Origin of the sequence: Sphingomonas citricola (assembly GCF_019429535.1) — a bacterium.
GTDB lineage: Bacteria > Pseudomonadota > Alphaproteobacteria > Sphingomonadales > Sphingomonadaceae > Sphingomonas > Sphingomonas citricola.
The window spans coordinates 510,358-537,182 of record NZ_JAHXZM010000002.1 but is presented as its reverse complement, the minus strand read 5'-3'; the positions used below and the strand labels follow the sequence as shown (position 1 = coordinate 537,182).

Here is a 26,825-nt window from a genome sequence, read left to right as displayed (position 1 = left end):
GGCACCGCGGCCTTTTCGTATCTGCCTTATCCCAGGATGTGCATCCACAGCGGTTCGCCGACCAGGCTCTGCGATCCGCGCAACCGCTCCAGTGCCGCGGCCACGCAGCGCTCCGGCCCCTCGTGCGTCACGATCGCGACCAGCACCGCCCCGCCCGGGTTGGCGCCGCGCTGGATCAGGCTCTCGATCGACACGCCTGCGTCCCGCATCGCCGCCGCGATCTCGGCGAGCACGCCGACGCGGTCGGCGACCGTGAAGCGCAGATAGGCGCGACCGCGCCGCTCACCGCTGTCGGCAGCCTCAGCGGCGGCCAGCGCGTCGACCGGCATCGCGAAGGCGGGGCCGAACTCGCCGCGCGCGATGTCGATCAGGTCGGCGACCACCGCGCTCGCGGTCGGCCCCTCGCCGGCACCCGCGCCCTGGAACAGCAGGCGGCCGACGTAATTGCCTTCCGCGACGACTGCATTGGTCGCGCCCGTCACGTGCGCCAGCGGATGATCGGCGGGCACCAGATGCGCGTGGACACGCTGGAACAGCCCGTCAGCGCCCGCTTCGGCTACCCCGACGAGGCGCACGCGGTAACCGAGTGCCGCTGCCTCCGCGATGTCGGCGGCGAGCACGTGGCGGATGCCGCTGACCGCCACCGCCGGGAACGCCGGGCGGGTGCCGAACGCGATGCTCGCCAAAATCGACAATTTGTGCGCCGCATCGACCCCGTCGATGTCGAACGACGGATCGGCCTCGGCGAAGCCCAGCGCCTGCGCCTCGGCGAGCACGTCGGCGAAGTCGCGGCCCTCGGCTTCCATCCGGCTGAGGATGAAATTGCACGTGCCGTTCAGGATACCGGTCACGCGGCCGATCGCGTTCGCCGCCGCGCCCTCGCGCAGGCCCTTGATGACCGGGATGCCGCCCGCGACCGCCGCCTCGAACTTGAGCGCGACGCCGGCCTGCTCCGCCGCCGCGCCTAGCTCGAGCCCGTGATGCGCGAGCATCGCCTTGTTCGCGGTGACGAAGCCCTTCCCCGCCGCCAGCGTCGCGCGCGCGAGCGCCAGTGCCGGACCATCCGCCCCGCCGACCAGCTCGACCACGACGTCGGCGTCGGTCCCGGCCAATTGCGTCGTGTCGTCGACCCAGGCGAAGCGCGACAGGTCGAGGCCACGGTCCTTGCTGCGGTCGCGTGCCGATACCGCGACCACCTCGATCGGCCGCCCGGCGCGGCGCGCGATCAGGTCGCGGTTCTCGTCGAGCAGGCGGATCACGCCACCGCCGACCGTACCCAGCCCCGCCAGCGCCACTTTCAGCGTATCCGCCATTCGCTTCGCCCCTTTTGCCACGCCCCTTGTCAGTCCCGCCGACTAAGCGAGCGCCGCGCGGGTGTCGAGCGCGTGCACCTTCGCGGCGCCCAAGCGTTCGTCGCCGGTCACCCCCGGAGGAACGGTTATGCAGATCACCCGCAGCGGAACGCAGCCTTCGACGGAGGGGCCGGCCGACTGGTTCACCGGCACCGTCCGCATCGACCCGTTGTTCGCCGCCGAGCCGCCGTCGCAGGTCGCCGGCGCACACGTCACCTTTGAGCCCGCCGCGCGCACCAACTGGCACACGCACCCGCTCGGCCAGACGTTGATCGTCACTTGCGGGCGTGGCTGGGTTAGCGCGAGGGGGCGCCGGTCGAGGAGATCCGCGCCGGCGACGTCGTCCGCTTCGCCCCCGACGAACGCCACTGGCACGGTGCGAGCGCCGACAGCGCGATGTCGCACATCGCGGTGCAGGAAAGCGTCGACGGCAGCGCGGTGACGTGGCTCGAACCCGTCAGCGAGGCCGATTACTGCCGCGGATGATCGTCCCGCCCGTGGCCCCACGCGGTTGCATTGCGGCGCCTCGCCCGCGATGACGGGGGCATGACCCGTACCAGCGCCACCCCGACCACCGAACCAGCCGGCCACGACGCCGGCCATACCGGCGTCCCCGAACTGACGCTGCGCGGCATCGTGCTGGGCGGCGTTATCACGCTGCTTTTCACCGCCGCCAATGCGTATCTGGGGCTGAAGGTCGGGTTGACCTTCGCCACCTCGATCCCCGCCGCGGTAATCTCGATGGCGGTGCTGCGGCTTCTGCCGGGCAGCAACATGCTCGAGAACAACATCGTTCAGACGATCGCGTCGGCCGCGGGCACGCTCGCCGCGATCGTGTTCGTGCTGCCCGGGCTCGTCATGATCGGCTGGTGGAGCGGTTTCCCGTTCTGGACGACGAGCGCGATCACCGCGACCGGCGGCATTCTGGGCGTCATGTTCTCGGTGCCGCTGCGCCGCGCGCTCGTCGTCGGCGGCGACCTGCCCTATCCCGAGGGTCGCGCCGCGGCTGAGGTGCTACAGGCGGGATCGAACACGCAAGTCGGGGCGAAGGAGAGCGAGGCGGGCTTGCGCGTCCTCGTGCGCGGCTCGGTCGTCTCGGCGCTGTTCGCGATCCTGACGCAGATGAAGCTCGCCGCCGCCGAGGCCGCGACCTGGTTCCGTGTCGGCGCGGGCGCGACGGGGATCGCGGGCGGGTTGTCGTTCGCACTGTTCGGCGTCGGGCACCTCGTCGGCCTGTCGGTGGGCCTGGCGCAGGCGGTCGGGCTCGTCACCGGCTGGTTCATCCTGCTGCCGTTCCTGACCGCGCAGGCGCCCTCGACGCTCGGCATTGAGGAATGGGCGAGCACGATCTTCCGGCAGGACGTGCGTTTCTTCGGCGCGGGCGTGATCGGCGTCGCCGCGATCTGGACCCTGCTGAAGATCGCCGGGCCCGTCGTCGGCGGCATCCGCAGCGCACTCGCCGCCAGCGCCGCGCGTGCCGGTGGCGAAACGCTCGCGCTGGAGGAACGCGATCTGCCGATCGGCATCGTCGCAGGCGGTGCGCTCGCGGTCCTGCTGCCGATCGCGTGGCTGTTGTGGAGCGTGCTGGCGGGCGGGCCGCTCGCCGGGTCGGCGGCGCTACTGATCGCGGGGGCGCTCGTCTTCGTCGTCGTCGTCGGGCTGATGATCGCCGCGGTGACGGGCTATATGGCGGGGTTGATCGGTGCGTCGAATTCGCCGGTTTCGGGGATCGGCATCCTCGCGGTGCTTGCCGCCTCGCTGCTGCTCGTCGGGCTGGTCGGGCGCGACGTGGCACCCGAACAGACGCAGGCGCTCGTCGCCTACGCGCTGATCGTCACCGGCATCGTGTTCGGCATCGCGACGATCGCCAACGACAACCTGCAGGATCTGAAGACCGGGCAACTGGTCGGCGCGACGCCGTGGAAGCAGCAGGTCGCGCTCATTATCGGCGTCGTGTTCGGATCGATCGTGATCGCGCCGGTGCTCGACCTGCTCCAGACCGCGTTCGGCTTCGCGGGCGCGCCCGGTGCCGGCCCCAACGCGCTCGCCGCACCGCAGGCCGGGCTGATCTCGGCGCTGGCGCAGGGCGTGCTCGGCGGCAATCTCAACTGGTCGATGCTCGGCTGGGGCGCGGTCGCGGGCGTGATCTTCATCGCGATGGATGCGCTGCTCGGGCGCGCCGGGCGGCTTAGGCTACCCCCGCTCGCGATCGGGATCGGCATTTATCTGCCGATGGCGGTGATCCTGCCCGTCACGATCGGCGCGGTCGTCGGTCATCTCTATGACCGCTGGGCCGATCGCACCCGCGATGCCGAGTTCGCGCGCCGCCTCGGCGTGCTGGTCGCCACCGGCATGATTGTCGGCGAGTCGCTGTGGCAGGTCGTGTTCGCCGGCATCGTCGCCGCGACGGGCAGCGATGCACCGCTCGCGGTCGTCGGCGCCGGCTTCACCCACGCCGCGCTGGTGGGCGGGACGGTGTTGTTCGTCGCGCTGGTGTGGTGGCTCTACCGGGGAACGAAGCGCGAGGCGCTCGCCTGAACCCTACGTTCAGCCGGAGAGACGGTGGTGGCGCGCGATCAGCCTGCCGGGACCAGCTCGAGTTGCGGCGTCGAAACCGTCGTCTTGTCACCGGGATTAGTCGAAGCACTAGGCGCAGGTGACGGGGCGGGCACGACGTTGTCGGCGCCGCTCGTACCATTCGGGGTCGCACCGCCCGTCACGGGCTGCGCCCCCGGCGTCTCCGACGGCACGGCTTCGGGCGGCTTCGCCGGCAGCGGACGCCCGCGCTCGTCGACCCCGCCCTTCGGCGGCTCGGACATTCCCCCGACCAGCGGCTTGCCGCGCTTCAGCGCGTCGATCTCGGCCTGGCGGCGTTGCAGGTAGAAGGTGCGCGTGTTGCCGTACGGATCGTCGGTCTTGTCGTGCAGCTGCTTCAGCGTGTCGTCGAACTCGGACCGGTGATCGAGCACGCTCAGCACCGCGAACGGCACAACCACCTCGGGCTTGGTGACGCGGCTGCCGTAGGTGAACGGCAGGATCAGCCGGTCGATCGCGCCACCGAACAGGTCGCGCACCGTCGTCGGCCCGGTGATCGGCAGGAACAGGAACGGCCCATTCGGCACGCCGTAGAAGCCCAGCGTGTTCGCGAACCCGTTGCTGCGTCGCGGCAGCTTGAACGGTTTTTTCTTCGCGACATCGAACAGCCCCGCGACGCCCGCGGTCGTGTTGATCGCGAAACGCGCGAAGGTCTCCGCCGCCTTGCCGATCTTGTGCTGGAGCAGGAAGTTCACGAACACCACCGGCTCGCGGAAATTGTACAGGAAGTTGTGAATGCCGTTGCGCACCTCGCGCGGCAGCGTCTTCTTGTACGCGCGCGCGACCGGCGCGGTGATCGCATCGTCGACCGCCTGCGTCGCCTTGAACGCGGTTTCGTTGACCGAGCGGAACGGGTCGGGTGCGATCCCGCGGCGTTCCCCCGTGACGACGATGTCGTTACTCGCCGGCGTGCTGGTGGACGGGGCCGTGGACGATGTCGTCTGGGGCAGCGTGCGCACGACGGGCGGCGGCACGATTTCGGGTTCGACCGCGTCGGGGGTCGTGGCTGCCTGCATCGGCATGGCTGAGGGCGCGACCGCCGCCTCGACCATCACGGGCTGGTCGGCGAACAATGCCGTCTCGAACGCGCCCGGCGTCATCGCGGCGACCGACACGCTGGTCCAAAGCAACAGGCTCACTCGACGGCTCCTAGCAGCCGGTGCAGGGCACCGGGAACACCGGCCGCAGCAGCACCGCGTTCGCGGCTACTACAAAGCCCGCTGGCGACACACAACCGGCCCACGCCGCCCCGCCCTCACCGAGCTGTCCCACAACCCGCCGCGCTCACGCGTCGATCGCCTCCTCATCGAGCCGCGCCGCATTCTCCTGGATGAAGGCGAACCGGTGTGCCGGATTGGTCCCCATCAATCGGTCAACCAGATCCTTCACGCCCGCGCGCTCCTCATATTCCTGCGGCAGCGTGATGCGGATCAGCGAACGGGAGCCAGGGTCCATCGTCGTCTCGCGCAACTGACCCGGGTTCATCTCGCCCAGCCCCTTGAACCGCGCCACCTCGACCTTCTTGCCCTTGAACGCGGTCCGCTCCAATTCGGCACGGTGCGCATCGTCGCGCGCGTACAGGCTCTTGGCGCCATGCGTCAGCCGGTAGAGCGGCGGTTGCGCGAGATAGAGGTGTCCGCGCCGTACGATATCGGGCATCTCCTGAAAGAAGAACGTCATCAGCAACGTCGCGATATGCGCGCCGTCGACGTCGGCGTCGGTCATGATGATGACCTTCTCGTAGCGCAGATTGTCCGCGACGCAGTCCTTGCGCGTCCCGCAACCCAGCGCGAGGCCGAGGTCGGCAATCTCCTGATTGGCGAGGATCTTCGCGCTGGTCGCGCTCGCGACGTTCAGGATCTTGCCGCGGATCGGCAGGATCGCCTGCGTCTTGCGGTCGCGCGCCTGTTTCGCGCTGCCGCCCGCCGAATCGCCCTCGACGATGAATAATTCGGTCCCGCCCGGCGCATCGGCCGAACAGTCGGTCAGCTTGCCCGGCAGGCGCAGTTTCCGCGCGCTGGTCGCGGTCTTGCGTTTGACCTCGCGCTCCTGCTTGCGCCGAAGCCGCTCGTCCATCCGCTCGAGCACGTAGCCGAGCAGCGCGCGCCCGCGGTCCATGTTATGGCTCAACCAATGGTCGAAATGGTCGCGGACCGCCTTCTCGACCAGCCCGGCGGCTTCGGGCGAGGTCAGCCGGTCCTTGGTTTGGCTCTGGAACTGCGGATCGCGGATGAACACCGACAGCATCAGCTCGCTGCCGACCATCACGTCGTCCGCGGTCAGCTCCTTGGCGCGCTTGTTGTTCACCAGCTCACCGAACTGGCGCAGCCCGCGGACCAGCGCCTGGCGCAAACCCTGTTCGTGCGTGCCGCCGTCGGGGGTCGGGATCGTGTTGCAATACCAGCTGTAGCTGCCGTCGCTCCACAGCGGCCACGCGACCGCCCATTCGACCTTCCCCATCTTCATGCCGCCGGGGCCATCGGCGAAGTCCTGCGTGCCCGCGAACGCGTCCGCGGTCGCGCACTCACGCCTGCCCAGCTGCTCGCGCAAGTGATCGGCGAGCCCGCCCGGAAACTGGAATACCGCCTCCGCGGGCGTCTCGTCGGAGATCAGTGAGGCCGCGCATTTCCAGCGGATTTCGACGCCCGCGAACAGATACGCCTTCGACCGCGCCAGCTTGTACAGCCGCGCCGGCTTGAAGCTCAGCTCGGGCCCGAAAATCTCGTGGTCGGGCACGAACGATACGCTCGTCCCGCGCCGGTTGGGTGCAGCACCGACGTGCTCCAATGCGCCGACCGTCTGGCCGCGACTGAACCGCTGACGGTACAATTGCCGTTCGCGCGCGACCTCGACCACCGTTTCCGCCGTCAAGGCGTTTACGACCGACACGCCGACGCCGTGCAAACCGCCGCTGGTCGCATAGGCTTTCCCTGCGAACTTGCCGCCCGAGTGCAGCGTCGACAGGATCACCTCCAGCGCCGACTTGTCGGGAAATTTCGGGTGCGGGTCGACCGGGATGCCGCGGCCGTTGTCGGTGATCGTCAACCGGTTGCCCGGCTCCAGCGTCACCTCGATCCGCGTCGCGTGGCCCGCGACCGCCTCGTCCATCGCATTGTCGAGCACCTCCGCCGCCAGATGGTGCAGCGCGCGCTCGTCGGTGCCGCCGACGTACATGCCGGGGCGGCGGCGTACCGGCTCCAGCCCCTCGAGCACCTCGATCGATGACGCGTCGTAGCTGCCGGCAGTCGCGGTGGAGGATGCAAAGAGATCGTCTGCCATGCCGCGGTATACGACAGCGCGACCGTGAACAGAAGGGGCACAGCGCAGCAATCAAACGTCACGCAACATAATGCCGGATCGGGTGGTTCAGCGGCCAAGTTCACGGGAGGATTTAATGAAGATCAATCTCATCGTCGGCGCCGCCGCGGCGCTGGTCGCGACGCCTGCGGCCGCACAGGAGGTCACCACCGGTTTCAGCGGCGTCTACGTCGGGGTGGCAGGCGGGTATGACGTACAGGGCAACGATCGCGGATCGTCGATCCTGTTCGATCGCAACCTCGACGGCCGTTTCGGCGACACGGTGACGACCGCGGCGGGCGCCAACGCGTTCTCGCCCGGTTTCTGCAACGGCCGCGCGACAAGCGTGAACGCGCCGGGCCGCACCGCGACCGCCGCGCCGACGGTTGCCGCGGGTACCGGTTGCCGCAACGACAAGGACGGCTGGTCCTATTATGGTCGCATCGGCGCCGACCAGCAGATGGGCCGCTTCGTCGTCGGCGTCGTCGGCGAATTCGGCAAGACCGAGATCAACGACAGCGTCTCGGCCTATTCGACCACGCCTGCCAATTACGTGATGTACCGCGAGATCAGCTGGGAAGCGGGCATCCGCGCGCGCGCCGGCTATACGCCCAACGATTCGACGCTGTTCTACGGCACGTTCGGCCCCGGCTATGCGCGGATCGATCGCGAGTTCTTCACCACCAACACTGCCAATTCGTTCGCGCAGCGCGGCAAGCGCAACCAGTTCGGCATCCAGGGCGGCGGCGGCGTCGAGCAGCGGATCGGGAACAACTTCTCGATCGGGCTCGAATATCTGTTCCACCAGTATGACGACAGCGATTACCGCGTGCGCGCAGGTTCGACCGGCACCACGCCCGCGACGAATCCGTTCATCCTCGCGCCCAATACGGGCGGCACCGATTTCGCGCGCAGCGACAACAACTTCCGCTGGCACTCGCTGCGCGCCACCGCGGCATTCCGCTTCTGACCGATCACCGGGCCGGCGTTCGCGCGTCGGCCCGGGCCCTCACCCGACCAGCACGACGTTGCCGCACCGCAGGCCGTTGACCTGCAGATCGCCTTCACCGATCCCGACACCCAGCGTCCCCGTTACGGCGGCCAGCACCGCGTCGATCGGCGCCGCCACCCCCGACAACAACGCCCCCACGGCGCGCAGCAGCGGATCGATCGGGATCGAAAGCCCGATCAACGACCCCTTGAGTGTCGCTTGCTGGATCAGCGAGGCCGCAATACCCTGCACCGGCGTGGTCGACCGGATCGTTTCGGTGCTGCCGGCATCGATCATCGTCTGCGTGAACCGACGCGCTTGCCACGGCTCGGCAGCGCCCAGCGCCACGCGGCTGCTTCCCGTGACGTCGACAAGCAAGGTATCGACGATGCGCGCGGTCGATGGTGTCACCGCGCGCGAGAAGTCGCCCAGCGACGCCTCGTCGACGTTGCCGATCGCGGCCTGCACCGGGCTGACGCGCCCCTCCAGCGTGACACTGCGCGGGGTCGCGCCGCAATCGATGCTTTTCAGCCGCGCCTCGGCACCCGCCGCCTCGACGAACAGCGGCAGATCGACCGACGCGAGACTCGACAGCCCCGGCAACAGCGTCGGGGCGAGTCGCGCGCGCGCGTAGATGCGCGCCTGCGCAGTCCGGACGATCGTTTCCCCCTTGTCGCTGATGGCGAGCCACGGTGACGATTGCGCGCGTTCCCCGATCGCCACCACCAGCTTGAGCGACGCCACACCGGGCACGCTCGTACCCAGATCGAGCGCCAGCCGCCGCGCCCCGCCCGTCTCCAGCACCGCGGTCGTGAACGCCAGCACGGGCAGGCGCGCGCTCAGCCCGCCCGCCCCCGCCTGCCGCGCGAGGGGCCCGGCGTCGATCAGCGCGCCGAGCCTGATCATCTGCCCGCCGACCGCCGCACCGATCCGCCCGATCGCGCCTGCCGCGGCCCCCTGCCCGCTGGCGTTGAGCGTGTCGCCCAGCGCGGCGAGCACGTCGCCGACCTGTACCTCGCTCGAGAGCAGCGTCGCGTAATCGGACGTCGAGAGGCGCGCGCGTACGCGGACGCGATCGAGCAGTTGCACGAGGTCGACGTTGGACGAGACGAGCGCATTTTGATCGAGCACGCCCAGCGTCACCGTGCGACCCGTCAGCGCGGAGAGCAGAGCGTTGAGCACGCCGCCGTCCAGCCCGACCAAGCGCGACCCGATCGAGAAGCTCGCCACCGCGCGGCGCTGCGCGGTCGCCTGCCGCACGATCTGCACCGTCTGGATACCGAATATCTTGGCGAAGAAGGTGGGGGACTGCGCGGACACCTGCACTTGCGCGGCATCGCCCGACGCGTCGGCGACGAACCGCTGCGCGACGGGGACCGCGGGGTCGGCACGGTAGCGCCCGGGGGCAACCCGCAGGATCGACGCACCCGACCAACTGGCAGCGACCAGTCCGCGCGCCACCGCGTCCGCCCTCGCCGGATCGCTCGCCGCCGCGAGCGCCGCCGCATCCGCGACCCCCTGCAATCGTCGCGCGTCCAGCTGGATCGTGCCGAGGTCGACCGCGAAGGCGGCGAACCCCGCGAGGAGCGGCATCGCGAGCGCGACGAACACCCCGACGCCGGCACGCGCGTCGCCCCATAGCCCGCGCATCACCATGCCGCATTAACCGCGGCGACGGCCTGACGCTCGATCACCGGGTCGGGCAGCGGCACCATGCCGGTCGAGAGCAGCGTCAGCGCGCGCGCGTCGACGCGCAGCCGCACCGTCGCGCGCGCATTCGCTTCGTCGATCGCGACCGAGATCTGGTTGCTCCGCAACTCGGGCACGCTCGCCATGTCGACCGCCACCGCGGCTTGCGCGAGCGACAGTCGCTCCGCCGGGGTCACGCCCGCGACGATCGCGCGCGCCGCGTCGTTCGCCGCCGCCTGCACGCTGTGCGCGAGCCAGATATACTGGCCATAGCACAGCACCCCCATGACGAGGCTGAGCAGCGCGGGCAGCAGGATCGCGAATTCGATCAGCGCCGCGCCGCGGATATCGCGGGCGAGCCGCCTGACGCGATTGAAATGCGAAGATGTGAAGCCGACCATGACCTGACCTTTCAAGCCATGTGTTGCACACCCCTGGTATATGATCGGAAGCACCCAAGCGGCGCTAAGTTACGGTAATCGCGTATCTCTGACGCGACAAAGGGCCGATCGATCTATCCAGATCGGACCGGCCCTTCGTGTTACGCGGACTTACCGCGGCGGGATGATGGTGCGCGCTTCAGCGCATCCGCGGACCACCGAACGGAAGCGGCGCAGCGCGCCGATCGCGGCGCGGCAGCTGCGCCTGATAGGCATGGCCGCAATGCGTCACACAATATGGAAAACCGGGGTTCACCTTCTCGCCGCAGAAGTGGAAGTCAGGCTCGCCGGGATGACCGAGCGGCCATTTGCAGACCTTGTCGCTCAGATCGAGCAGCGAGGTCTTGTCCGCATATTCGGGCGCGGTACGCGCGGGAACCAGCCGGCGCGGCGGCGCGGGCGTGCTTGGCGCCTGCTGTTCGCCCGGCGCCTGCCGCACGAAACCGCCGGGGCCGACCGAGCGGAGGATCGGCTGCTGCGACTCGACCGGACGCTCGCGCGGGGCAGGAGCGGCCGCAACCACGGCTTCCTCATCCTCGTCGTCTTCCTCAATCTGCTCCGCGACAGGCTCGGGCGCCACTTCTTCGCGCGGAGCCGGCGCAACAACCGGCTCGGGCGCGGGGATCACCACCGTCTCGGCGGGTGCTTCTTCGACGTGGGGCGTCGGCGCCTCGACAACCGGGGCCGCGTCCTGCGCGGCTGCGGCGGCGGCCTGTACGCGCGCTTCTTCCTTGCTGACCACGGGCGACGGACGCGATTGCAGCCCCAGCCGGTGCGCCTTGCCGATCACGGCGTTGCGGCTCACGCCACCCAGCGCCTCGGCGATCTGGCTGGCGGTCTGGCCGGCTTCCCACATGGTCTTGAGCGTGTCGATGCGCTCGTCGGTCCAGGACATTCGTGTGTTTCCTCAAGCGGTGCCAGTTGCGGGCGGCACCGGCAACGTTTACCCGCACGCGGGATGAGCAGCCAGCCCCCAATCGGCCAAGTCCAATCGGCAGTCAGGAACGCACCGGGCGTCCCGGTCATCCGGAACGTCAATTGGGGCGGCCTTAGAACCCTCTATGTGAAGGAGGTGCGCCGTTTCTTCAAGGTGCAGCTCCAGACCGTGTGGGCGCCCGCGATCACGACGTTGCTGTTCCTCGTCATCTTCACGGTCGCGAACGGCGCGCGCGCGCCGGTGCGCGTCGGCGGCACCGTGGTGCCCTTCGCCGATTTCGTCGCGCCCGGCCTGATCATCATGGGGATGATGCAGAATGCGTTCGCCAATGCGAGCTTCTCGCTGCTCGTCGGCAAGATCCAGGGGACGATCGTCGACTATCTGCAACCGCCGCTGTCGACCGCCGAACTGCTCGCGGCGCTGACCGGTGGCGCGGTGACGCGCGCTTTCTGTGTCGGCGGCGCGGTGTGGCTGGCGATGTCGCTGTGGCCCGACGTCCACGTGACGCCGCAGCACCCGCTCGCCGTCCTGTGGTTCGGACTGCTCGGCGCGCTGTTCCTTAGCCTCGCGGGCGTGCTGACCTCGATCTGGGCGGAGAAGTTTGATCATGCCGCTGCGGTGACCAACTTCGTCATCGCGCCGCTGACGCTTCTGTCTGGTACGTTCTACTCGGTCGATCACCTCGCGCCCGCCTTCCGCGCGTTCAGCCACGTCAACCCGTTCTTCTACGTCATTTCGGGCTTCCGCTATGGCTTTCTCGGGACCGCCGATTCGCCCGTGATGCTCGGCAGCGCAGTGATCCTCGGGATCGACGTGGTGATGGGCGTCTTGTGCTACACGCTGCTCAAGCGCGGATGGAAACTCAAGAATTGACCGAGACTTCGCTGCCCGACCTCGTTTGACGCGGACCGCGTCCACGCGCTGCTCCAACGTCTGCGCGCCGCCACGATCAAGATCGCCGGGAAGGCCGACAAGTCGCAGGACAAGCTCAGGGCGCTCGGCGAGGCGCTGACCGAGGCCGGCGAAGAAGAGCACGACGAGGAAGAAGCCGCGGAAGCAGCCGCCCCGACGCGCGCGCAAGAAGTGAAAGGGCTAGGGCGTTTAACCTCGCCCCACCCCTTTTGTCATCGCGAGCCCGATCGATCAAATCGAGCCCTAAGGGGTGATCGCAATGGGGACGATCCGGTCAACTTAACCCCGCCGACTGTGTCATCAGCCTAACCCGCGAGCGCCTCGACCAGCGCCTGCACCTTGCGCTGCCGCCATTGCGGGGTAGGCGCGACCAGCCAGTAACCCAGTCGCGACGGCTGCGCTTCGCCGACCACCGCGACGCGCCCCTCGCGCAAATCGCGCGCGGCGAGCAATTCGGGCACGATCGCGCGCCCCAGCCCCGCCGCCGCGGCGTCGATCGCGAGGCCGGCATCGCCGACGCGCACCACCGGGGTCGTCTCCCCATTGGGCGATCCCGGCCACGCGATCAGCGTCTGCGCGCCGCCGCCCGGCCGCTCGACCGTGATCAGCCCATCACTCTCGATCGCCTCGCCCTCGTGTGCGCCGGGCCCCTCGCCCCAACGGATCGCGAGGTCGAGGTTCGCCTCGGTAAAATCGAGCCCCTCGTCCGCCACCACCAGCGAGAAACGCAGATCGGGGTCACCGCTCGCGATCTCGGCGAGCCGCGGCAGCAGCCATTTCTCGGTCAGGTCGCGCGGCGCCGCGATCGTCAACGACTTGGACGACTGCCCCGCCTGCATCGCGCGCACCGCTTCCTCAAAGTGGAGGAAACCGTCACGCAAGGGGCCGAGCCCCGCCGCCCCCTCGTCGGTCAACTCCAGCCCCTTGGTCGTGCGGCGGAACAGGACGACGCCCAGCGTATCCTCGAGCGCGCGGACCTGCTGCCCGACCGCGGCGGGGGTCACCGCGAGCTCGTCCGCCGCGCGCGTGAACGACAGGTGCCGCGCCGCCGCGTCGAGCACGCGCAAACCGTTCAGCGGCAGGTGCGTCCGCTTCATCCCGCCACCTTGGGCGCGTGCAGCGCGAACTTCGGGATCGCGACGTCGAACACCGCCCCCGCCTCGTCGACCATGCGGTAGCTGCCCTGCATCGCCCCCGTCGGGGTGGAGAGCGGACAGCCCGACACGTAATCGTAGCTGCCGCCGGTCGCGATCACCGGCTGCTCGCCGACGACGCCCTCGCCCTCGACGCTGTGGCGAGCCCCACGGCCGTCGGTGATGACCCAGTGCCGCGTGAGGAGCTGCACCGAACCCGGGAATTCGTTCTCGATCCGGATGTGATAGGCCCAGAACCACCGCCCGCGCGCCGGCTCCGACTGTTCGGCAAGGTAGCTGACCGACACGCGCACCGTCACCCCGCGCGTCGTCTCGGCGACGTCGAACAGCGACTTCACAGGCCGACCTGGCCGAGCGCCTTGTCGAGATCGTCGATCAGGTCGAGCGGGTCTTCCAGTCCGACGTTCAACCGGATCAGACCCTCGGTCACCCCCATCTCGAGCCGCTTGTCCTCTGCGACGCCGTAATGCGTGGTGGAGGCCGGATGCGTCATCAGCGAGCGCGAATCCCCGATGTTGTTTGAAATGTCGATCAGCGTCAGCGCATTGAGCAGCGCGTGCGCCTGCGCGCGATCCTCGACCTCGAACGCGAAGATCGGCCCCGCCGCCTCCATCTGGCTCATCGCCAGTTCGTGCTGCGGGTGGCTGGCGAGACCTGGATGGAGGATGCGCGGCACGCGGCTTTCCATGAAGCGACCGACCTCAACCGACGATGCCGACTGCCGCCTGATCCGCAGGTCGAGCGTTTCCAGCCCCTTCAACACCACCCAGGCGTTGAACGCCGACAGCGTCGGGCCGGTGTTGCGCGTGAACGGCAGCAGCGTGTTATTGATGAAATCGGCGGTCCCGCACACCGCGCCCGCCAGCACGCGACCCTGCCCGTCCATCATCTTGGTCGCGGAGTAGGCAGTGATGTCCGCCCCCAGCTCCATCGGGCGCTGCAGCGCGGGCGTTGCGAACGCATTGTCGACCACGGTGCGGATGCCGCGCTCGCGCGCGATCGCGCAAACTGCGCGCAGGTCGACCACGTCCATCGTCGGATTGGCGGGCGTCTCGAAGAAGAACAGCTTGGTCTCGGGGCGCACCGCGTCGACGAATTGCTGCGGGTCGCGCGCGTCGACGATCGTGGTCTGAATGCCGAATTTCGGCAGCAGCGTGTCGGTCAGCCAGCGGCACGACCCGAACGCAGCGCGCCCCGCCACCACGTGATCGCCCTGTTCGAGCTGGCACAGCAGCACCGCGGTCATCGCCGCCATGCCGGTCGCCATCGTCCGGCACGCTTCCGCCCCCTCCAGCAGCGCGATGCGTTCTTCCAGCATCTCGACCGTCGGGTTCTGCAACCGCGAATAGGTCATGCCGGCCTGCTCGCCCGCGAAACGTGCCGCGGCGTCCTCCGCCCGGTCGTAGCTATAGCCCGAGGTGAGAAACAACGCCTCGCTCGTCTCGCCCCATTCCGACCGCGCGGTGCCGCCGCGGATCGCCTGGGTGGCGGGGCGCCAATTCTGGGTGATCGAACGGTCCTGGCCGGTGCGACGCTTCATGGCCGATGCTTTGCCCGTGCGAGGCGGCATTCTCAACCCCCGGCTCGTGCAGGCCCGCCAAGCTTCCGCTTGCCCCCGGCGGCGCGGCGGGTGAGAGAGCCCGTGTGGCCGCCTCTCCCCACACCATGCGACCGTTCGCCCGCCCGTTCATCGTCGGCACGCTCGTCGCGCTGCTGAGCGAGCTGATCTTCCTGATCCGGCTGGGCGTGCCGGACAAGCTCGTGTTCGACGAGGTTCATTACGTCCCCGCCGCGCGCGCCATCCGCGACCTGTCGGGGCCGACCAACATCGAGCATCCGTTGCTCGCCAAGGAATTGATCGCGCTGTCGCTTCGCTGGTTCGGCGACGAACCGTTCGGCTGGCGCTTCGCCTCGACGATCGCGGGTTCAGCGACGGTCGCGGGCGTGTTCGCGCTCGTCCACCTCCTCACCGGCCGCCTGCGCGCCAGCTTGATCGGCAGTGCGCTCGCGCTGATGTCGTTTACGATCCTGGTGCAGGCGCGGATCGCGATGCTCGATACCTTCCTCGCCGCGTTTCTGCTGTGGGGCATCGTCGTGCTGACCTGGTCGATGCGGCATCCGGGCTATGTGCGCTGGTGCGCGGGCGCCGCGCTGCTGGGGCTCGCCACCGCGTGCAAATGGACTGCCGGGCCGTACGTCGCCTTCGCCGCGCTGACCTATCTCCGCCTGCGCCATCGCCGGCCGGATCGCTGGCCGGACATGAACCCCGCGGTCGCGATCGCGCTGCTCGGCCTCGTCTCGGTCGGAACCTATTTCCTCACCTTCGCGCCGGCGTTCTTCTACGCGAGCGACCCGCTCACGCTCGCGCGGTTGCTCCCGTTCCAGCTCGAGATGTACGCGCGGCAGACGCAGATCCTGCCGCCGCACACCTATCAGTCGAACTGGTGGACCTGGCCGCTGATGCAGCGCCCGATTTGGTACCTCTACGAACCCGTCGCGGGCATCCAGCGCGGCATCTGGATGATCGGCAACCCCGCGATCATGTGGGGCGGGCTGGTCGCGGTCGCGGTGCTATTCCGGGCGTGGGTCAAGACCGGCTCCGCCCGCCTGCTCGCGCCCGCGATGCTGTGGGTCGCGAGCCTCTTGATCTGGGCGCTGATCCCGAAATCGCTCGGCTTCTATTATTATTATTATCCCAGCGGCATCTTCCTGGTCGTCGCGGTCGCGGTCGCGCTCGATCATGAGCGCGCCGCCTTGCGCGGCTGGGACGAGCTCTACCTGCTCGCCTGTTTCGCGCTGTTCCTGTACTTCCTGCCGGTGCTCTGCGCCGAGCCGTTGACCGACGCCGGCGCCTTCCGCCGGTGGACGTGGTTCGCGCGCTGGGTCTAGAGCGCCGCCACCACCGCGTCGCCCATCGCGTCGGTCGACGCGTCGCCGCCCAGGTCGGGGGTGCGCACCCCGGTCCGAAGCGCCGCCGCCACCGCCGCCTCGACCCGGTCGGCGGCGGCTGGCTCGCCGAGCGAGTGGCGCAGCATCATCGCCGCCGACAGGATCGCCGCGCACGGATTGGCCTTCCCCTGCCCCGCGATATCGGGCGCGGAACCGTGGATCGGTTCGTACAATCCTTTGCCGCTCGCATCGAGCGAGGCGGACGGCAGCATCCCGATCGAGCCGACGCACATGCTCGCCTGATCCGACAGGATGTCACCGAACAGATTTCCCGTCACGATCGTGTCAAACGCGCCGGGATTACGCACCAGCTGCATCGCGGCATTGTCGACGTACATATGGCTGAGTTCGACCTGGGGGTAGTCCGCCGAAACCTCCACCACCACGTCGCGCCACAATTGCGAGGTTTCGAGCACGTTGGCCTTGTCGACCGAGCAGAGCCTGCCGCGCCGCTTGGCCGCGGTCTCGAATCCGACGCGCGCGATCCGCCGCACCTCGTCCTCGTCGTAGCGCATCAGGTCGTGCCCCTCGCGCAGGCCCGCCGCATTCGTCCGCCGGCCCTTGTCGCCGAAATAGACGTCACCGTTCAGCTCGCGCACGATGACGAGGTCGATCGCGCACGCCACCTCGGGCTTGAGCGTCGAGGCATCCTCCAGCCCGGCAAAGATCTTCGCCGGCCGCAGGTTGGCGAACGTCTCCAGCGCCTTGCGCAGACCCAGGATCGCCTGCTCGGGCCGGAACGCACGCTCCAGCGCGTCGAACGCCGGATCGCCCACCGCACCGAACAGGATCGCGTCGGCGCGCTTGGCCAGCTCGAGCGTCTCGGGCGGCAGCGGATGCCCGCTCGCGCGGTACGCCGCGCCGCCGACCGCTGCTTCCTCGAACGCGAGATCGAGCCCCAGCGCTTCCAGCACGCGCCGCGCCTCGGCGGTGACTTCGGGGCCGATGCCGTCGCCGGCCAGGATCGCGATCAGGGGCGTGCTCATGCCCGTCGGAATGGCGCGTCCGCCCCGCTCAGGCAACCGCCCTTTTCAGCCGGTCGACCAGCCGGTCGCGCGCCGCCAGCGTCTCGCGCCGCCGATCGACCAGCACGTCGCGTTCGAGGAAATGCCCGGTGATCGCCAGCGCGTCGGTCACCTCGTCCCACGTCGCCGCGCCGCCGGTGATCAGGAACGTGGGCAGCCGCAGCAGCCTGGCCTCATACCCCTCCGCCGCCACCCGGCTCACCGCCGCGCCGCTCCTGGGGCTGACGAAGGCGAGATCGTCGACCCGACCGGTCGCGACGCACGCCGACAAATCGAGCCCGAAGCCCAATTCGGCGAGCAGCAGCAGCTCGTAGCGCGCCAGCGCCCCCGCCCAGCCCTTGGCACTCGGCGCTGCCTCGACCGCGTCGAGCGCGCCCGCCAGCGCATCGTGCACGCGCGGATACGGCTGCGCTTCGGGCAGGGCCGCCGCGGTCAGCGCGGCGAGCCATTCGAGCGCCGCCGCCGCCAGCGCCTCGGCGTAGAGCGGCGCGCGGCTGTGGATCAGCTCGACGGTCAGCGCAGGCAATTGCTCGTCGGTCCGCGCGCGCCACTCGGCCCGCACCAGATTGGCGGGTTGCAGGATCGGGCGCAGCCGCCGCGAATGCCCGCCGCGTACGTATCCCGGCCACACCCCCGCCTGCCGCGTGAAGCCACGCACCACCGCGCCATGCTCACCGTGCGCGCGCACGGACAGGACAATGGCATCGGCGACGAGGTGCATGGTCGAGAGATAGGGTCGCAGGCCCCGCGGGTCACCTGCTCGGTCGTTGACGCAAGCGCCGTACCCCGCCGCTCACGCCCGCCGCACCCGCTGCGCGACCCCCCGCAACGCCGGCGTCTCGCTCCACCTCTTCGCGATCACCATCGCCGCATCGAACCCGCCGACCGCGGCCACCGCCGCGCGATTGGCGATCGTCGGGCGCAGCAGCAGCACGTCGTGGCACGCCACGCCGCCGCTCGCCAGCCCTCGCTTGTGCTGTCCCTCGCCTTCGGTGAAGTCGAACCACCGGAAGCGATCGGCGAACAGGTCGCCCAGCGCCTCCCCCATCAACACACTGCCCGGTGACAGCGCCTGATAGGCCGGATCGTGCCCGACGTAATCGTAACGCAGCGTGTCGCCGTCAGCGCCGCACCACAGATAGGCGATCGGTGCGTCGCCCAGGAACAGCAGCCACGCGCGCGCCCGGTCCGCCGCCGCCGCCGCGACCAGCCCCGCCGCATCCTCCGGCAGACCGGCGCCCAGCAACCGCTCCTGATAGGTCGTCGCCGACACGCGCCGCGCCAGCGGGTGGAACGCCGCCATCTCGACCCCGCTGCGATAGCGCCGCACGTCGAGCACGCCGCCGTTCGCCGCCGCCAGCTTCTTCGCCTTGCGCTTCAACCCCGACCGCGCCTGCCCCGATAGCCCCGCCGCCCAAGCCTCCCGCCCGCCCGCGAGATCGACGTAATAGCGCACGTAACGCTGCCGCACGAAGCGCAGGCCGCCCGCGTCGAGCGCGATCCCCTCGGGCAACGAGGTGACGAGGTAACCGTCATCCGCCTCCGTCAACGCGGGCAACGCCGGCGCGTGCACCGCCAGCACCTGTTCCAGCGACCACGCCACGCGCACCAGCCGGCGCGGGAAACTGACCAGCGTGCGTGCGCCGACCTGCAGCTTCAGCGCGCTCGAACTCACGCCGCGCGCTCCGCCACCAGCGTCGACCACAATTGCTCCGCCTGTCGCCAGCGCAGCCGCAGCGCGTCGGGCGCCAGCGGGCGGTCGCGCTGCCCCAGCGGCAGCGCGGGGCGGTCGGCGAAATGGCACGTCGGCGCCACGTCGCGCCGCTCGGCCAGCATCGCGCAGAGTGCCTCGAACCGGTGGACGTGGACGCGATTGGGTGCAGTGCCCGCGCGGTTGGCGAGCTCGAAACTGTGCCCGACGATCGTCACCGCGGCGTGATCCTGCGCCACCGCATGGTCGATCGCCGCACGCATTTCGCGCGTCGACAGCGCGCAGATCTGGAAGTTTCGCCAGCAACCGGGCTTGTCCTCGATCACCGTCACCGGCACCTCGGTTACGCCGCGCCGCACGACGGGCGCGATCTGCGCCGGATCGAGCGGAATCGCGCTCGGCCACGGATGGTGCGCGCCGTTGTGGCTGCTGTCATACGCCAGCCCCAGCGCGGCGAGCGCACACAAGGTTTCGTCGTTCGCCGAGTAGCTGCCGGCGCGAAACGCCACCGGCCGCGGCGCGCCCGCCGCCACCAGCAGGTCGATCGCGCGGGACAGCACCGCGCGCTGTCGGTCGGCGGGCAGGTCGATCAACTCGAACGCGCCATGCGCCAGGCCCCGGTCGCCCGCCACCGCGCCGATCCAGTTCGGGTGGCAGTGGAGCTGCACCTCCTGGCCGGCCGCCAGCACTGGCTCGACCATCCGCCGCGCCCATTCCTCGCCGTAGATCAGCGCGGGCAGCGGATCGACGAAGAACGTCGCCTTCAAGCCCGCCCGCGCCAGCACCGCGAGCTGCCACGTCAGCCCCACGCCCGCGGGCTCGACCGATCGTGCGTGGATCGTCGCCGCGTCGAGCCCGGCGGCATGGTGCCGCCACGCGAATTCGGTATCGATGGTCAGGAAGACGGCCGGCATGACCGCCTTCCTAGCGTGCAAGGCTTACCGCGGCGTTGCCGTCACGGTTTGATCCCCCAGCGTGCGTAATCGGCATCAACCTGCGGGTCGATCAACCGGGCGAGCGCCAGTTCCTTGTCGCCCTCCGCGATTTTGCCGGTGCGGTGTAGCACCACCCCGCGCATGAAGCGGCTCGCCGACAGGTCGGGATCCGCCTCCAGCGCGGCGGTCAGATCGGCGAGCGCGTCGTCGAACCGGCCCATGCGGTAATAGATCAGCGCGCGGCTATCGAGCGCCATGTAGGTCGAATCGCTCAGTTCGATCGACCGGGTGCAATCCTTCAACGCAGCCTCGAGCGCGACATTGCCGACACCGCGTTGCCAGCAGCGCGCGTTGAGCAGCGTCGGGTTGCCGGGCTTCTCGCCGATCGCGCCGTCGAGCGTGGCGAGCGCCGCCTCCTTCTGCCCCGCATCCGACTGTGCGTTGGCCTTGGCGACCAGCCAGTCGGGCCGCTCCTTGCTGCCCGCGCGGTCGAGCCGCGCGTCGATCAGCGCGAGCGCGGCGCTGCCCTGGCCGTGTTTCGCCTGATAGATGGCGAGCGCGCCCAGCGCCTCGTCGTTTTCGGGATCGAGCTTTCGCGCCGCCTCGATGTCGGCAAGCTGCTTCGCGCCCTGCCCGAGCTCCTCATACATGTTGGCGCGGGCGAGATAGAGGTCCACGCTCGGTTCGATCGCGATCGCGCCCGAATAATCCACCGCCGCGGCTGCGCGGTCGGCCGATCCATTGTGAAAGCGCGCGCGCCACGCGTAATTGCCGGTCGATTTGGGATCGGCCGCGATCACGCGCGCGAACATCGCGTCGATGGGCTTGTGTAGTCCTGCCAGACGCGCGGCCTGCCAATAGGCGCGGCCGCCGACGCCCGCCGGCGCGATCACGACCGGCGAACGGCTGCGCGCCTGCGCCAGTGCCGCGCGCATCGCGGGGAGGTCCGCCGCTGCCATCTCGCCCCCCAGTTCATCGACGCGGTCCTCGATCACCACCGTATCGCCGTTCATCGAGACACGGCGCGCCATACGCTTGCCCGCCAGGGTCGCGGGCAACGTGCGATCGCCTTCCAGCGTATAGCCGCGCCCGCCATCGGGCAGGTGGAAGGTCGTGCGATACACGATCGCGGCAGGCCCCGGCAGCTGCACCGGAACCGCCGACCAGGCAGTGCGCGCGCGATCGGGCGTGAAATCCAGCTTGCCCACCGCGGTATCGAGCGGCAGGCGATAACGCCGCTCCGTCTGCGACCAATGCGTGCTCGCGATGCCCGTGGCGCTGATCGTCGCGATGCCCGCAGCGGGATCGTAAACGATCTTCGGGTCGACGTAGCTGCCCGACCCCGCCTGGCTCGAAAGGATGCGCTGCGCGATCTCGCGGCGCTGGTCGGGGGTCGCCTGCGCCGCCGCTGCACCGATCGCGTCGGCACCGTGGCTGCGCAGCTGCACCTCGGCCTTGACGATCGACGGCGTGTCGACACCACCGCGATCGTCGAGATCGACCGACACGGTCACCGTCGGACGCGCGTCGGGGCGCAGCGCGATCGGCATCAACGTGGCGCCGTTCGCACGCACCGGCAGCACGGTGCCGAGCGCGGGCGTGTCGCGAATGTCGGCCAGACGCGCGCCCGATGCGGTACCGTCGAGCCATAGGCTCTCGCCGTCGATGGTCGCGCGAACCAGCACGTGATCGAACGCGCCCGCGCTTGCCAGCCGGTCGGCGACCAGACCCGGCATCCGCGCGCTCGCCAGCACCGGCTCGGCCTCGATATCCATCGCGTGCAGCATCGCGAGCAGCAGCAGCGTCTTCGCCTTGCAATCGCCGAATCGCTTCTCCCACGTCTGCGCCGCGGGCTGCGGCACGTAATTGCCCGTGTCCATCCCGAGCACGAGGTAGCGGATGTTGTCCTGCACCGATTGCAGCGCGAGCGCCGCGCGCGCGAGCGGTTGCGCCTGCGCCGCCTTGATCCGCGCCACTTCGGCGGCGAGCGGACTGCCCGGCGCGATCGCGCCATCGGTCGTGTACAGCGGCGCCATCACCTTCGATACCGCGGCCCAGTCGGCGAAGGTCGTCGCCTCCAGCATCGGAAGCTTCCGAAACCGCGCCGGCGCGTCGTCGGGCACCTCGGGCTGTTTAACGAGCGGTAACGGCACGGTCAGCTCGCGCCAGCCATTCTTCGTCACCGGTTTGGCGGTCACGCCATCGGCGTAGCTGCGCCATTTGAGGTCGGTCGTCTCCGGCCACACCACCCGAACGCGCCCGAAACCGATCTGCGCCGGCGCGGTCGGCAGTCCGGCGAACAACTGCGCGTCGCCCTTCAGCGTCGGGTCGCGTCGCGTCATCGAGAAGGACACGTGCAGCACGTCGCCGACGCTCAACCCCTCGGCGTTCATCATCGCGGTCAATGCGCCGTCGAGCTGACGCTGATCGAGCTGCTCCTCGCGACGCAGCACGGTGAACGGCGGCTTGTTGGCCAGCAGGTCGATATGCTGCGCGCCGCGAATGATCTCGGCCCGGTGGATGACCAGGTCACCCTGCGCGGGCTGCCATTGCAGCTTCACGTCGCCGATCTCGCTCAGCGCCTGCGCCGAGGAGGCGCGCGTCGCGGTGTCGAAATACGACCACACCTGTCCGTTCTCGACGCGCTGCTGGCTGTCGAGCAGGACGAGCGCGGGCGACGCATCGGTCAGTTTGGTCGCGTCGATCGACGGCGCGGGCGCGATCCACGTCGGCGCAGGTTGGTACAACGGCTTGTCGCCCGCCTGCGCGGCACCCGCCACGCACAACCCGCACGACCCCAACAACGCGAACAACAACGGCGAGCGCCGCATCCCTGATCCCCCGATGATCCCCGGGTTCAGCTTAGCGGACGCGCGATCGCCGACAAGCGACCGGAATTTACAGTTTCCGCGCTCAATGCGCGTGATAGAAGTCGTACACCGTCTGCGCGACGCTCGCCGATACGCCCGGCGCTTTTTGCAGATCCTCGAGGCTCGCGTTCCTGACCGCGCGCCCGGTGCCGAAATGCATTAACAGCGCCTTTTTGCGCGCCGGCCCGATGCCCGGCACCTCGTCGAGCGGGCTGGCGCCGATCGCCTTCGCGCGCTTCGCGCGGTGCGCGCCGATGACGTAGCGGTGCACCTCGTCGCGCAACCGTTGCAGGTAGAACAGCACCGGCGCGTTCACCGGCAGCGTCAGTTCGCGCCCGTCCATCAGGTGGAACACCTCGCGCCCCTCGCGCCCGTGGTGCGGCCCCTTGGCGACACCCACCAGGCACACGTCCTCGATGCCCAGATCCTCCAGCACCGCCTTGGCCGCGTTCAACTGCCCGCGCCCGCCGTCGAGCAGCACCAGATCGGGCCATTCGCCGGAGTCGCGATCCGGGTCCTCCTCCAGCGCGCGCGAGAAGCGGCGGGTCAGCACCTCGCGCATCATCGCGAAATCGTCGTCGGTCGCGGCCTGCTTGATGTTGAACTTGCGATACTGGCCCTTGCGGAACCCCTCCGGCCCCGCGACCACCATCGCGCCGACCGCGTTCGTGCCCTGGATGTGGCTGTTGTCGTACACCTCGATCCGCTCGGGCGGCTCGGCGAGCTCGAACAGGTCGGCGACTTCGCGGTTGAGCCGCGTCTGCGTCGTGCTCTCCGCCAGCCGCCGCTCCAGTGCTTCCTTCGCGTTGCGCGTCGCCTGATCGAGCAACCGCCGCCGCGTGCCGCGCTGCGGCACCGTGATCTCAACCTTGCGCTTCGCCTGCTCGGTCAAGGCCTCCATCAGCAGCGGCGCCTCGGGCAACTCGCGATCGACGAAGATCGTCCGCGCCGGCGGCACCTCCTCGTAGAATTGCATCAGGAACAATTGCAGCACCTCTTCCTCGCTCACCTCGGCGGTGTGCGACGGGAAAAAGCTGCGGTGCCCCCAATTCTGCCCGCCGCGGATAAAGAACGCCTGGATGCCGATCACCCCCTCCAGGCACGCCAGCGCGAAGATGTCCGCGTCCCCCACGCCTTCGGCGTTGATGAACTGCGTCCCCTGGATGAAGGTCAGCGCCTTCAACCGGTCGCGCAGCACCGCGGCGAGCTCGAAGTCCATGTTCTCCGCCGCGGCCTGCATCTGCGCGCCGAGCTTCGCCTGCACGTCGGTGGTTTTCCCGGCGAGGAACTTCTTCGCGTCGCCGACCAGCTCGTCGTAGTCGGGTTGCGAGATGCGGCCGACGCACGGCGCCGAGCAGCGCTTGATCTGGTACAGCAGACACGGCCGGTCGCGCGTCTTGAAGAAGACGTCGGTGCAGCTTCGCAGCAGGAACAGCTTCTGCAACGCGTTGAGCGTATTGTTGACGCTGCCCGCGCTCGCGAACGGGCCGTAGTAATTGCCCTTCGCCTTCCGCGCCCCGCGATGCTTCTGCACTCGCGGAAAATCGTGGTCGGCGCGCAGCAGGATGAACGGGAAGCTCTTATCGTCGCGCAGCAGCACGTTGTACGGCGGGCGATAGCGCTTGATCAGTTGCGCCTCGAGCAGCAGCGCCTCGGCCTCGTTGTTGGTCGTGACGATCGTCATCGACCGCGTCTGCGACACCATCCGCTGGATGCGCTTCGACAGCCGCTCGATCTGGACGTAATTGCCGACGCGGTTCTTCAGCGCGCGCGCCTTGCCGACGTACAGCACCTCGCCCTTGGCATCCTGCATCCGGTACACGCCGGGCTTGAGCGGCAGCGTTTTCAGCACGTTGCGGATTGCCGCCACGCCCGCCTGCAGATCGGGCGCGTCGCTGCCGCGGATCGTGAAGGTGGCGGCTTCTTCGTTGAATCGTTCGGGGGGGCCGTAGCCTGACATGCCAGCCCATCTAGGTAAACGCGGACTCTCCGGCAACCGGTCGGCTACCCGGCGGCAAGCGCTCGAAATCCCGTGCTGCATCTGCTAAGCGCGCGCGCATGCTCAATCTTTCCGACATCACCGTTCGCCTCGGCGGGCGGACGATCCTTGATCGCGCCACCGCCGCGCTGCCGCCGCGCGGGCGTATCGGGCTGATCGGCCGCAATGGTGCTGGCAAGTCGACGCTGGTGCGCGTGATCGCGGGGATGCTGGAGCCCGACACCGGCAGCGCCGACATGCCGCGCGGCGCGCGCCTGGGCTACATCGCACAGGAGGCCCCCGGCGGCGACTCCACCCCGATCGAGACGGTGCTCGCCGCCGATGTCGAGCGTACCGCGCTGCTCGCCGAGAGCGAGAACATGGAGGACATGGACCGGCTCGGCGACATCCACGAGCGGTTGATGGCGATCGACGCCTGGTCCGCGCCGTCGCGCGCCTCGCGCATCCTCGTCGGCCTCGGCTTCGACGAGGAGATGCAGAACCGCCCGCTCGAAAGCTTCTCGGGCGGCTGGCGGATGCGCGTCGCGCTCGCCTCCTTGCTGTTCTCCGCCCCCGACCTGCTGCTGCTCGACGAGCCGTCGAACCACCTCGATCTCGAAGCGGTGTTGTGGCTGGAGGATTTCCTCAAATCCTATCAGGCGACGATCGTCGTCGTCAGCCACGAGCGCGATTTCCTCAACAACGTCGTCGACCACATCCTCCACCTCGACCGCGGCAAGCTGACGCTCTACCCCGGCGGCTATGACGCGTTCGAGCGCCAGCGTGCCGAGCGGCAGGCACAGCAAGCCGCCGCGCGCGAGAAGCAGATGGCCGAGCGAGAGAAGCTGAAGGAGTTCGTCGCGCGCAACTCCGCGCGTGCCTCGACCGCGAAACAGGCGCAGTCGCGCGTCAAGGCGCTGGCGCGGATGCAACCGATCGCCGAGGTGATGGACGATCCGTCCTTGTCGTTCGACTTCCCGGATCCGACCGCGCTGCGCCCGCCGCTCATCACGCTCGACCTCGCCACCGTCGGCTATGGCGAGACGCCGATCCTCAAGCGGTTGAACCTGCGCATCGACCCCGACGAGCGCGTCGCGCTGCTCGGACGCAACGGCAACGGCAAGACGACGCTCGCCCGACTGCTCGCCGCGCAACTCACCCCGATGGAGGGGGCGATGCAGGCGAGCGGCAAGATGCGCGTCGGCTATTTCACCCAGTATCAGGTCGAGGAACTCGACCGCGACGAAACCCCGCTCCAGCACATGTCATCGCTGATGGAGGGCTCGTCGCCGTCGGCGGTGCGCGCGCAGCTCGGCCGCTTCGGGTTCCAGGGCGACAAGGCGATCACCAAGGTCGGCAAATTGTCGGGCGGCGAGCGCGCGCGGCTCGCGCTCGCGCTCATCACCCGCGACGCGCCGCACCTCCTGATCCTCGACGAGCCGACCAACCACCTCGACGTCGACGCGCGCGAGGCGCTGATCCAGGCGCTGAACGGCTACACCGGCGCGGTCGTCATCGTCAGCCACGACCGCCACATGCTCGAGATGACCGCCGACCGGCTCGTGCTGGTCGATGGGGGCACCGCGCGCGACTTCGACGGCGCGATCGAGGATTACATCAAGCTGATCCTCTCGGGCGACGGCTCGGGCAAGCAATCGAAGGCCAAGGCGAAGGCCGACGCGCGCAAGCAGGCCGAACAGCGCGAACAGGACAAGGCTTTGCGTAAGCAGGCCCGCGATGCCGAGGCCGCGCTCGCGAAACTGACCGAGCAGCGGAGCGCGCTCGACCGCGCGATGTTCGATCCCTCGACCGCGCAAGGCCCGCTCGCCAAGCTCAGCATGACCGAACTGATGAAACGCCGCGCGAGCGTGCAGGAACAGATCGACGCGTCGGAGCAGAGCTGGCTCGAACTGAACGAGCAACTCGAGGCCATCGCCGCCTGACGCGCGACCGCGTGCGGCGAGATCGGTTCGACGCGGGGCGATTGGAC

Annotated in this window: 21 protein-coding genes; 5 read left to right on the top strand and 16 right to left on the bottom strand. The window is 69.3% G+C overall.

Features of this window, described 5'->3' with window-relative positions; translation table 11 throughout:
• Window positions 1-26 precede the first annotated feature (26 nt).
• Both KZ810_RS06525 and KZ810_RS17355 read right to left on the bottom strand, forming a co-directional pair.
• Window positions 27-1,313, bottom strand: coding sequence for a homoserine dehydrogenase (locus KZ810_RS06525; protein ID WP_219768174.1), 1,287 nt, complete (start codon window positions 1,311-1,313; stop codon window positions 27-29).
• A 42-nt stretch (window positions 1,314-1,355) separates the two neighbouring features.
• Window positions 1,356-1,727, bottom strand: a complete 372-nt coding sequence (locus tag KZ810_RS17355; protein WP_308461507.1) for a hypothetical protein — start codon at window positions 1,725-1,727, stop codon at window positions 1,356-1,358.
• A 171-nt stretch (window positions 1,728-1,898) separates the two neighbouring features.
• Here KZ810_RS17355 and KZ810_RS06515 point away from each other — a divergent pair, with 171 nt between their 5' ends.
• A complete protein-coding gene (locus KZ810_RS06515) occupies window positions 1,899-3,890 on the top strand; it encodes an OPT family oligopeptide transporter (RefSeq protein WP_258044504.1) in 1,992 nt (663 codons plus the stop codon).
• A 38-nt stretch (window positions 3,891-3,928) separates the two neighbouring features.
• Here the strand turns inward: KZ810_RS06515 and KZ810_RS06510 are convergent, their stop codons facing one another.
• Together KZ810_RS06510 and parE are read right to left on the bottom strand one after the other, a co-directional pair.
• A complete protein-coding gene (locus tag KZ810_RS06510; protein WP_308461506.1) occupies window positions 3,929-5,086 on the bottom strand; it encodes an MlaA family lipoprotein in 1,158 nt (385 codons plus the stop codon).
• Window positions 5,087-5,231: 145 nt separating this feature from the next.
• Entirely contained in the window at window positions 5,232-7,226 is a 1,995-nt protein-coding gene (parE, locus tag KZ810_RS06505; RefSeq protein ID WP_219768173.1) for a DNA topoisomerase IV subunit B, read from the bottom strand.
• A gap of 115 nt (window positions 7,227-7,341) precedes the next feature.
• On the opposite strand from parE, the gene KZ810_RS06500 reads away from it, so the two are divergent.
• On the top strand, window positions 7,342-8,214 hold the full coding sequence (locus KZ810_RS06500; protein WP_219768172.1) for an outer membrane protein: 873 nt from the start codon (window positions 7,342-7,344) through the stop codon (window positions 8,212-8,214).
• Between the two features lie 39 nt (window positions 8,215-8,253).
• Here the strand turns inward: KZ810_RS06500 and KZ810_RS06495 are convergent, their stop codons facing one another.
• From KZ810_RS06495 to KZ810_RS06485, 3 genes are all read right to left on the bottom strand, one after another.
• Window positions 8,254-9,885, bottom strand: coding sequence for a pilus assembly protein TadG-related protein (locus KZ810_RS06495; protein WP_219768171.1), 1,632 nt, complete (start codon window positions 9,883-9,885; stop codon window positions 8,254-8,256).
• Entirely contained in the window at window positions 9,885-10,325 is a 441-nt protein-coding gene (locus KZ810_RS06490) for a TadE/TadG family type IV pilus assembly protein (RefSeq protein WP_219768170.1), read from the bottom strand. The genes KZ810_RS06495 and KZ810_RS06490 overlap by 1 nt, the downstream gene beginning before the upstream one ends.
• Before the next feature lie 178 nt (window positions 10,326-10,503).
• Window positions 10,504-11,259, bottom strand: coding sequence for a GcrA family cell cycle regulator (locus KZ810_RS06485; RefSeq protein WP_219768169.1), 756 nt, complete (start codon window positions 11,257-11,259; stop codon window positions 10,504-10,506).
• A 63-nt stretch (window positions 11,260-11,322) separates the two neighbouring features.
• On the opposite strand from KZ810_RS06485, the gene KZ810_RS06480 reads away from it, so the two are divergent.
• Window positions 11,323-12,174 carry an ABC transporter permease gene (locus KZ810_RS06480; RefSeq protein WP_219768168.1) on the top strand — a complete coding sequence of 284 codons (852 nt, stop codon included), beginning with the start codon at window positions 11,323-11,325 and terminating at the stop codon, window positions 12,172-12,174.
• Between the two features lie 344 nt (window positions 12,175-12,518).
• On the opposite strand, the gene KZ810_RS06475 is transcribed toward KZ810_RS06480, so the two are convergent.
• Genes KZ810_RS06475 through KZ810_RS06465 form a run of 3 tightly spaced genes read right to left on the bottom strand, consistent with a single transcriptional unit; the run spans window position 12,519 to window position 14,907 of the window.
• Complete coding sequence (locus tag KZ810_RS06475) at window positions 12,519-13,310, bottom strand: LysR substrate-binding domain-containing protein (protein ID WP_219768167.1); 792 nt, start codon at window positions 13,308-13,310, stop codon at window positions 12,519-12,521.
• Window positions 13,307-13,705 carry a Co2+/Mg2+ efflux facilitator ApaG/CorD gene (gene apaG / locus KZ810_RS06470; protein WP_219768166.1) on the bottom strand — a complete coding sequence of 133 codons (399 nt, stop codon included), beginning with the start codon at window positions 13,703-13,705 and terminating at the stop codon, window positions 13,307-13,309. The genes KZ810_RS06475 and apaG overlap by 4 nt, the downstream gene beginning before the upstream one ends.
• On the bottom strand, window positions 13,702-14,907 hold the full coding sequence (locus tag KZ810_RS06465; protein ID WP_219768165.1) for a trans-sulfuration enzyme family protein: 1,206 nt from the start codon (window positions 14,905-14,907) through the stop codon (window positions 13,702-13,704). The genes apaG and KZ810_RS06465 overlap by 4 nt, the downstream gene beginning before the upstream one ends.
• Before the next feature lie 104 nt (window positions 14,908-15,011).
• Between KZ810_RS06465 and KZ810_RS06460 the strand changes: the two genes are divergently transcribed.
• Window positions 15,012-16,256 carry a glycosyltransferase family 39 protein gene (locus KZ810_RS06460; protein WP_308461505.1) on the top strand — a complete coding sequence of 415 codons (1,245 nt, stop codon included), beginning with the start codon at window positions 15,012-15,014 and terminating at the stop codon, window positions 16,254-16,256.
• On the opposite strand, the gene leuB is transcribed toward KZ810_RS06460, so the two are convergent.
• The 6 genes from leuB to uvrC form a co-directional block, all read right to left on the bottom strand.
• Complete coding sequence (gene leuB, locus KZ810_RS06455; protein WP_219768164.1) at window positions 16,253-17,302, bottom strand: 3-isopropylmalate dehydrogenase; 1,050 nt, start codon at window positions 17,300-17,302, stop codon at window positions 16,253-16,255. The genes KZ810_RS06460 and leuB overlap by 4 nt on opposite strands.
• A gap of 28 nt (window positions 17,303-17,330) precedes the next feature.
• The gene (gene recO / locus KZ810_RS06450) at window positions 17,331-18,062 is read right to left on the bottom strand and encodes a DNA repair protein RecO (protein ID WP_219768163.1); all 732 of its coding nucleotides are present in this window, start codon (window positions 18,060-18,062) and stop codon (window positions 17,331-17,333) included.
• A 72-nt stretch (window positions 18,063-18,134) separates the two neighbouring features.
• Complete coding sequence (locus KZ810_RS06445) at window positions 18,135-19,016, bottom strand: GNAT family N-acetyltransferase (RefSeq protein WP_308461504.1); 882 nt, start codon at window positions 19,014-19,016, stop codon at window positions 18,135-18,137.
• Complete coding sequence (locus KZ810_RS06440) at window positions 19,013-19,966, bottom strand: polysaccharide deacetylase family protein (RefSeq protein WP_219768161.1); 954 nt, start codon at window positions 19,964-19,966, stop codon at window positions 19,013-19,015. Before KZ810_RS06440 ends, KZ810_RS06445 begins: the two co-directional genes overlap by 4 nt.
• Before the next feature lie 41 nt (window positions 19,967-20,007).
• Window positions 20,008-22,818: a DUF3857 domain-containing protein gene (locus tag KZ810_RS06435; protein WP_219768160.1), complete on the bottom strand. Its 2,811-nt coding sequence runs from the start codon at window positions 22,816-22,818 to the stop codon at window positions 20,008-20,010.
• Window positions 22,819-22,900: 82 nt separating this feature from the next.
• Window positions 22,901-24,817, bottom strand: coding sequence for an excinuclease ABC subunit UvrC (gene uvrC / locus KZ810_RS06430; protein WP_219768159.1), 1,917 nt, complete (start codon window positions 24,815-24,817; stop codon window positions 22,901-22,903).
• 98 nt (window positions 24,818-24,915) lie between these two features.
• Between uvrC and KZ810_RS06425 the strand changes: the two genes are divergently transcribed.
• A complete protein-coding gene (locus KZ810_RS06425; protein WP_219768158.1) occupies window positions 24,916-26,778 on the top strand; it encodes an ABC-F family ATP-binding cassette domain-containing protein in 1,863 nt (620 codons plus the stop codon).
• The last annotated feature ends 47 nt before the right edge of the window (window positions 26,779-26,825 follow it).

What these genes read in the sequence shown, in the direction of transcription:
- KZ810_RS06480 (WP_219768168.1), top strand. Translation starts at nt 11,323, where the DNA reads ATGAGCAGCCAGCCCCCAATCGGCCAAGTCCAATCGGCAGTCAGGAAC.
- KZ810_RS06525 (WP_219768174.1), bottom strand. Translation starts at nt 1,313, where the DNA reads ATGGCGGATACGCTGAAAGTGGCGCTGGCGGGGCTGGGTACGGTCGGC.
- KZ810_RS06500 (WP_219768172.1), top strand. Translation starts at nt 7,342, where the DNA reads ATGAAGATCAATCTCATCGTCGGCGCCGCCGCGGCGCTGGTCGCGACG.
- KZ810_RS06495 (WP_219768171.1), bottom strand. Translation starts at nt 9,885, where the DNA reads ATGCGCGGGCTATGGGGCGACGCGCGTGCCGGCGTCGGGGTGTTCGTC.
- KZ810_RS06440 (WP_219768161.1), bottom strand. Translation starts at nt 19,966, where the DNA reads ATGCCGGCCGTCTTCCTGACCATCGATACCGAATTCGCGTGGCGGCAC.
- leuB (WP_219768164.1), bottom strand. Translation starts at nt 17,302, where the DNA reads ATGAGCACGCCCCTGATCGCGATCCTGGCCGGCGACGGCATCGGCCCC.
- KZ810_RS06435 (WP_219768160.1), bottom strand. Translation starts at nt 22,818, where the DNA reads ATGCGGCGCTCGCCGTTGTTGTTCGCGTTGTTGGGGTCGTGCGGGTTG.
- recO (WP_219768163.1), bottom strand. Translation starts at nt 18,062, where the DNA reads ATGCACCTCGTCGCCGATGCCATTGTCCTGTCCGTGCGCGCGCACGGT.
- parE (WP_219768173.1), bottom strand. Translation starts at nt 7,226, where the DNA reads ATGGCAGACGATCTCTTTGCATCCTCCACCGCGACTGCCGGCAGCTAC.
- KZ810_RS06485 (WP_219768169.1), bottom strand. Translation starts at nt 11,259, where the DNA reads ATGTCCTGGACCGACGAGCGCATCGACACGCTCAAGACCATGTGGGAA.
- KZ810_RS06465 (WP_219768165.1), bottom strand. Translation starts at nt 14,907, where the DNA reads ATGAAGCGTCGCACCGGCCAGGACCGTTCGATCACCCAGAATTGGCGC.
- KZ810_RS06490 (WP_219768170.1), bottom strand. Translation starts at nt 10,325, where the DNA reads ATGGTCGGCTTCACATCTTCGCATTTCAATCGCGTCAGGCGGCTCGCC.
- uvrC (WP_219768159.1), bottom strand. Translation starts at nt 24,817, where the DNA reads ATGTCAGGCTACGGCCCCCCCGAACGATTCAACGAAGAAGCCGCCACC.
- KZ810_RS06475 (WP_219768167.1), bottom strand. Translation starts at nt 13,310, where the DNA reads ATGAAGCGGACGCACCTGCCGCTGAACGGTTTGCGCGTGCTCGACGCG.
- KZ810_RS06425 (WP_219768158.1), top strand. Translation starts at nt 24,916, where the DNA reads ATGCTCAATCTTTCCGACATCACCGTTCGCCTCGGCGGGCGGACGATC.
- KZ810_RS06515 (WP_258044504.1), top strand. Translation starts at nt 1,899, where the DNA reads ATGACCCGTACCAGCGCCACCCCGACCACCGAACCAGCCGGCCACGAC.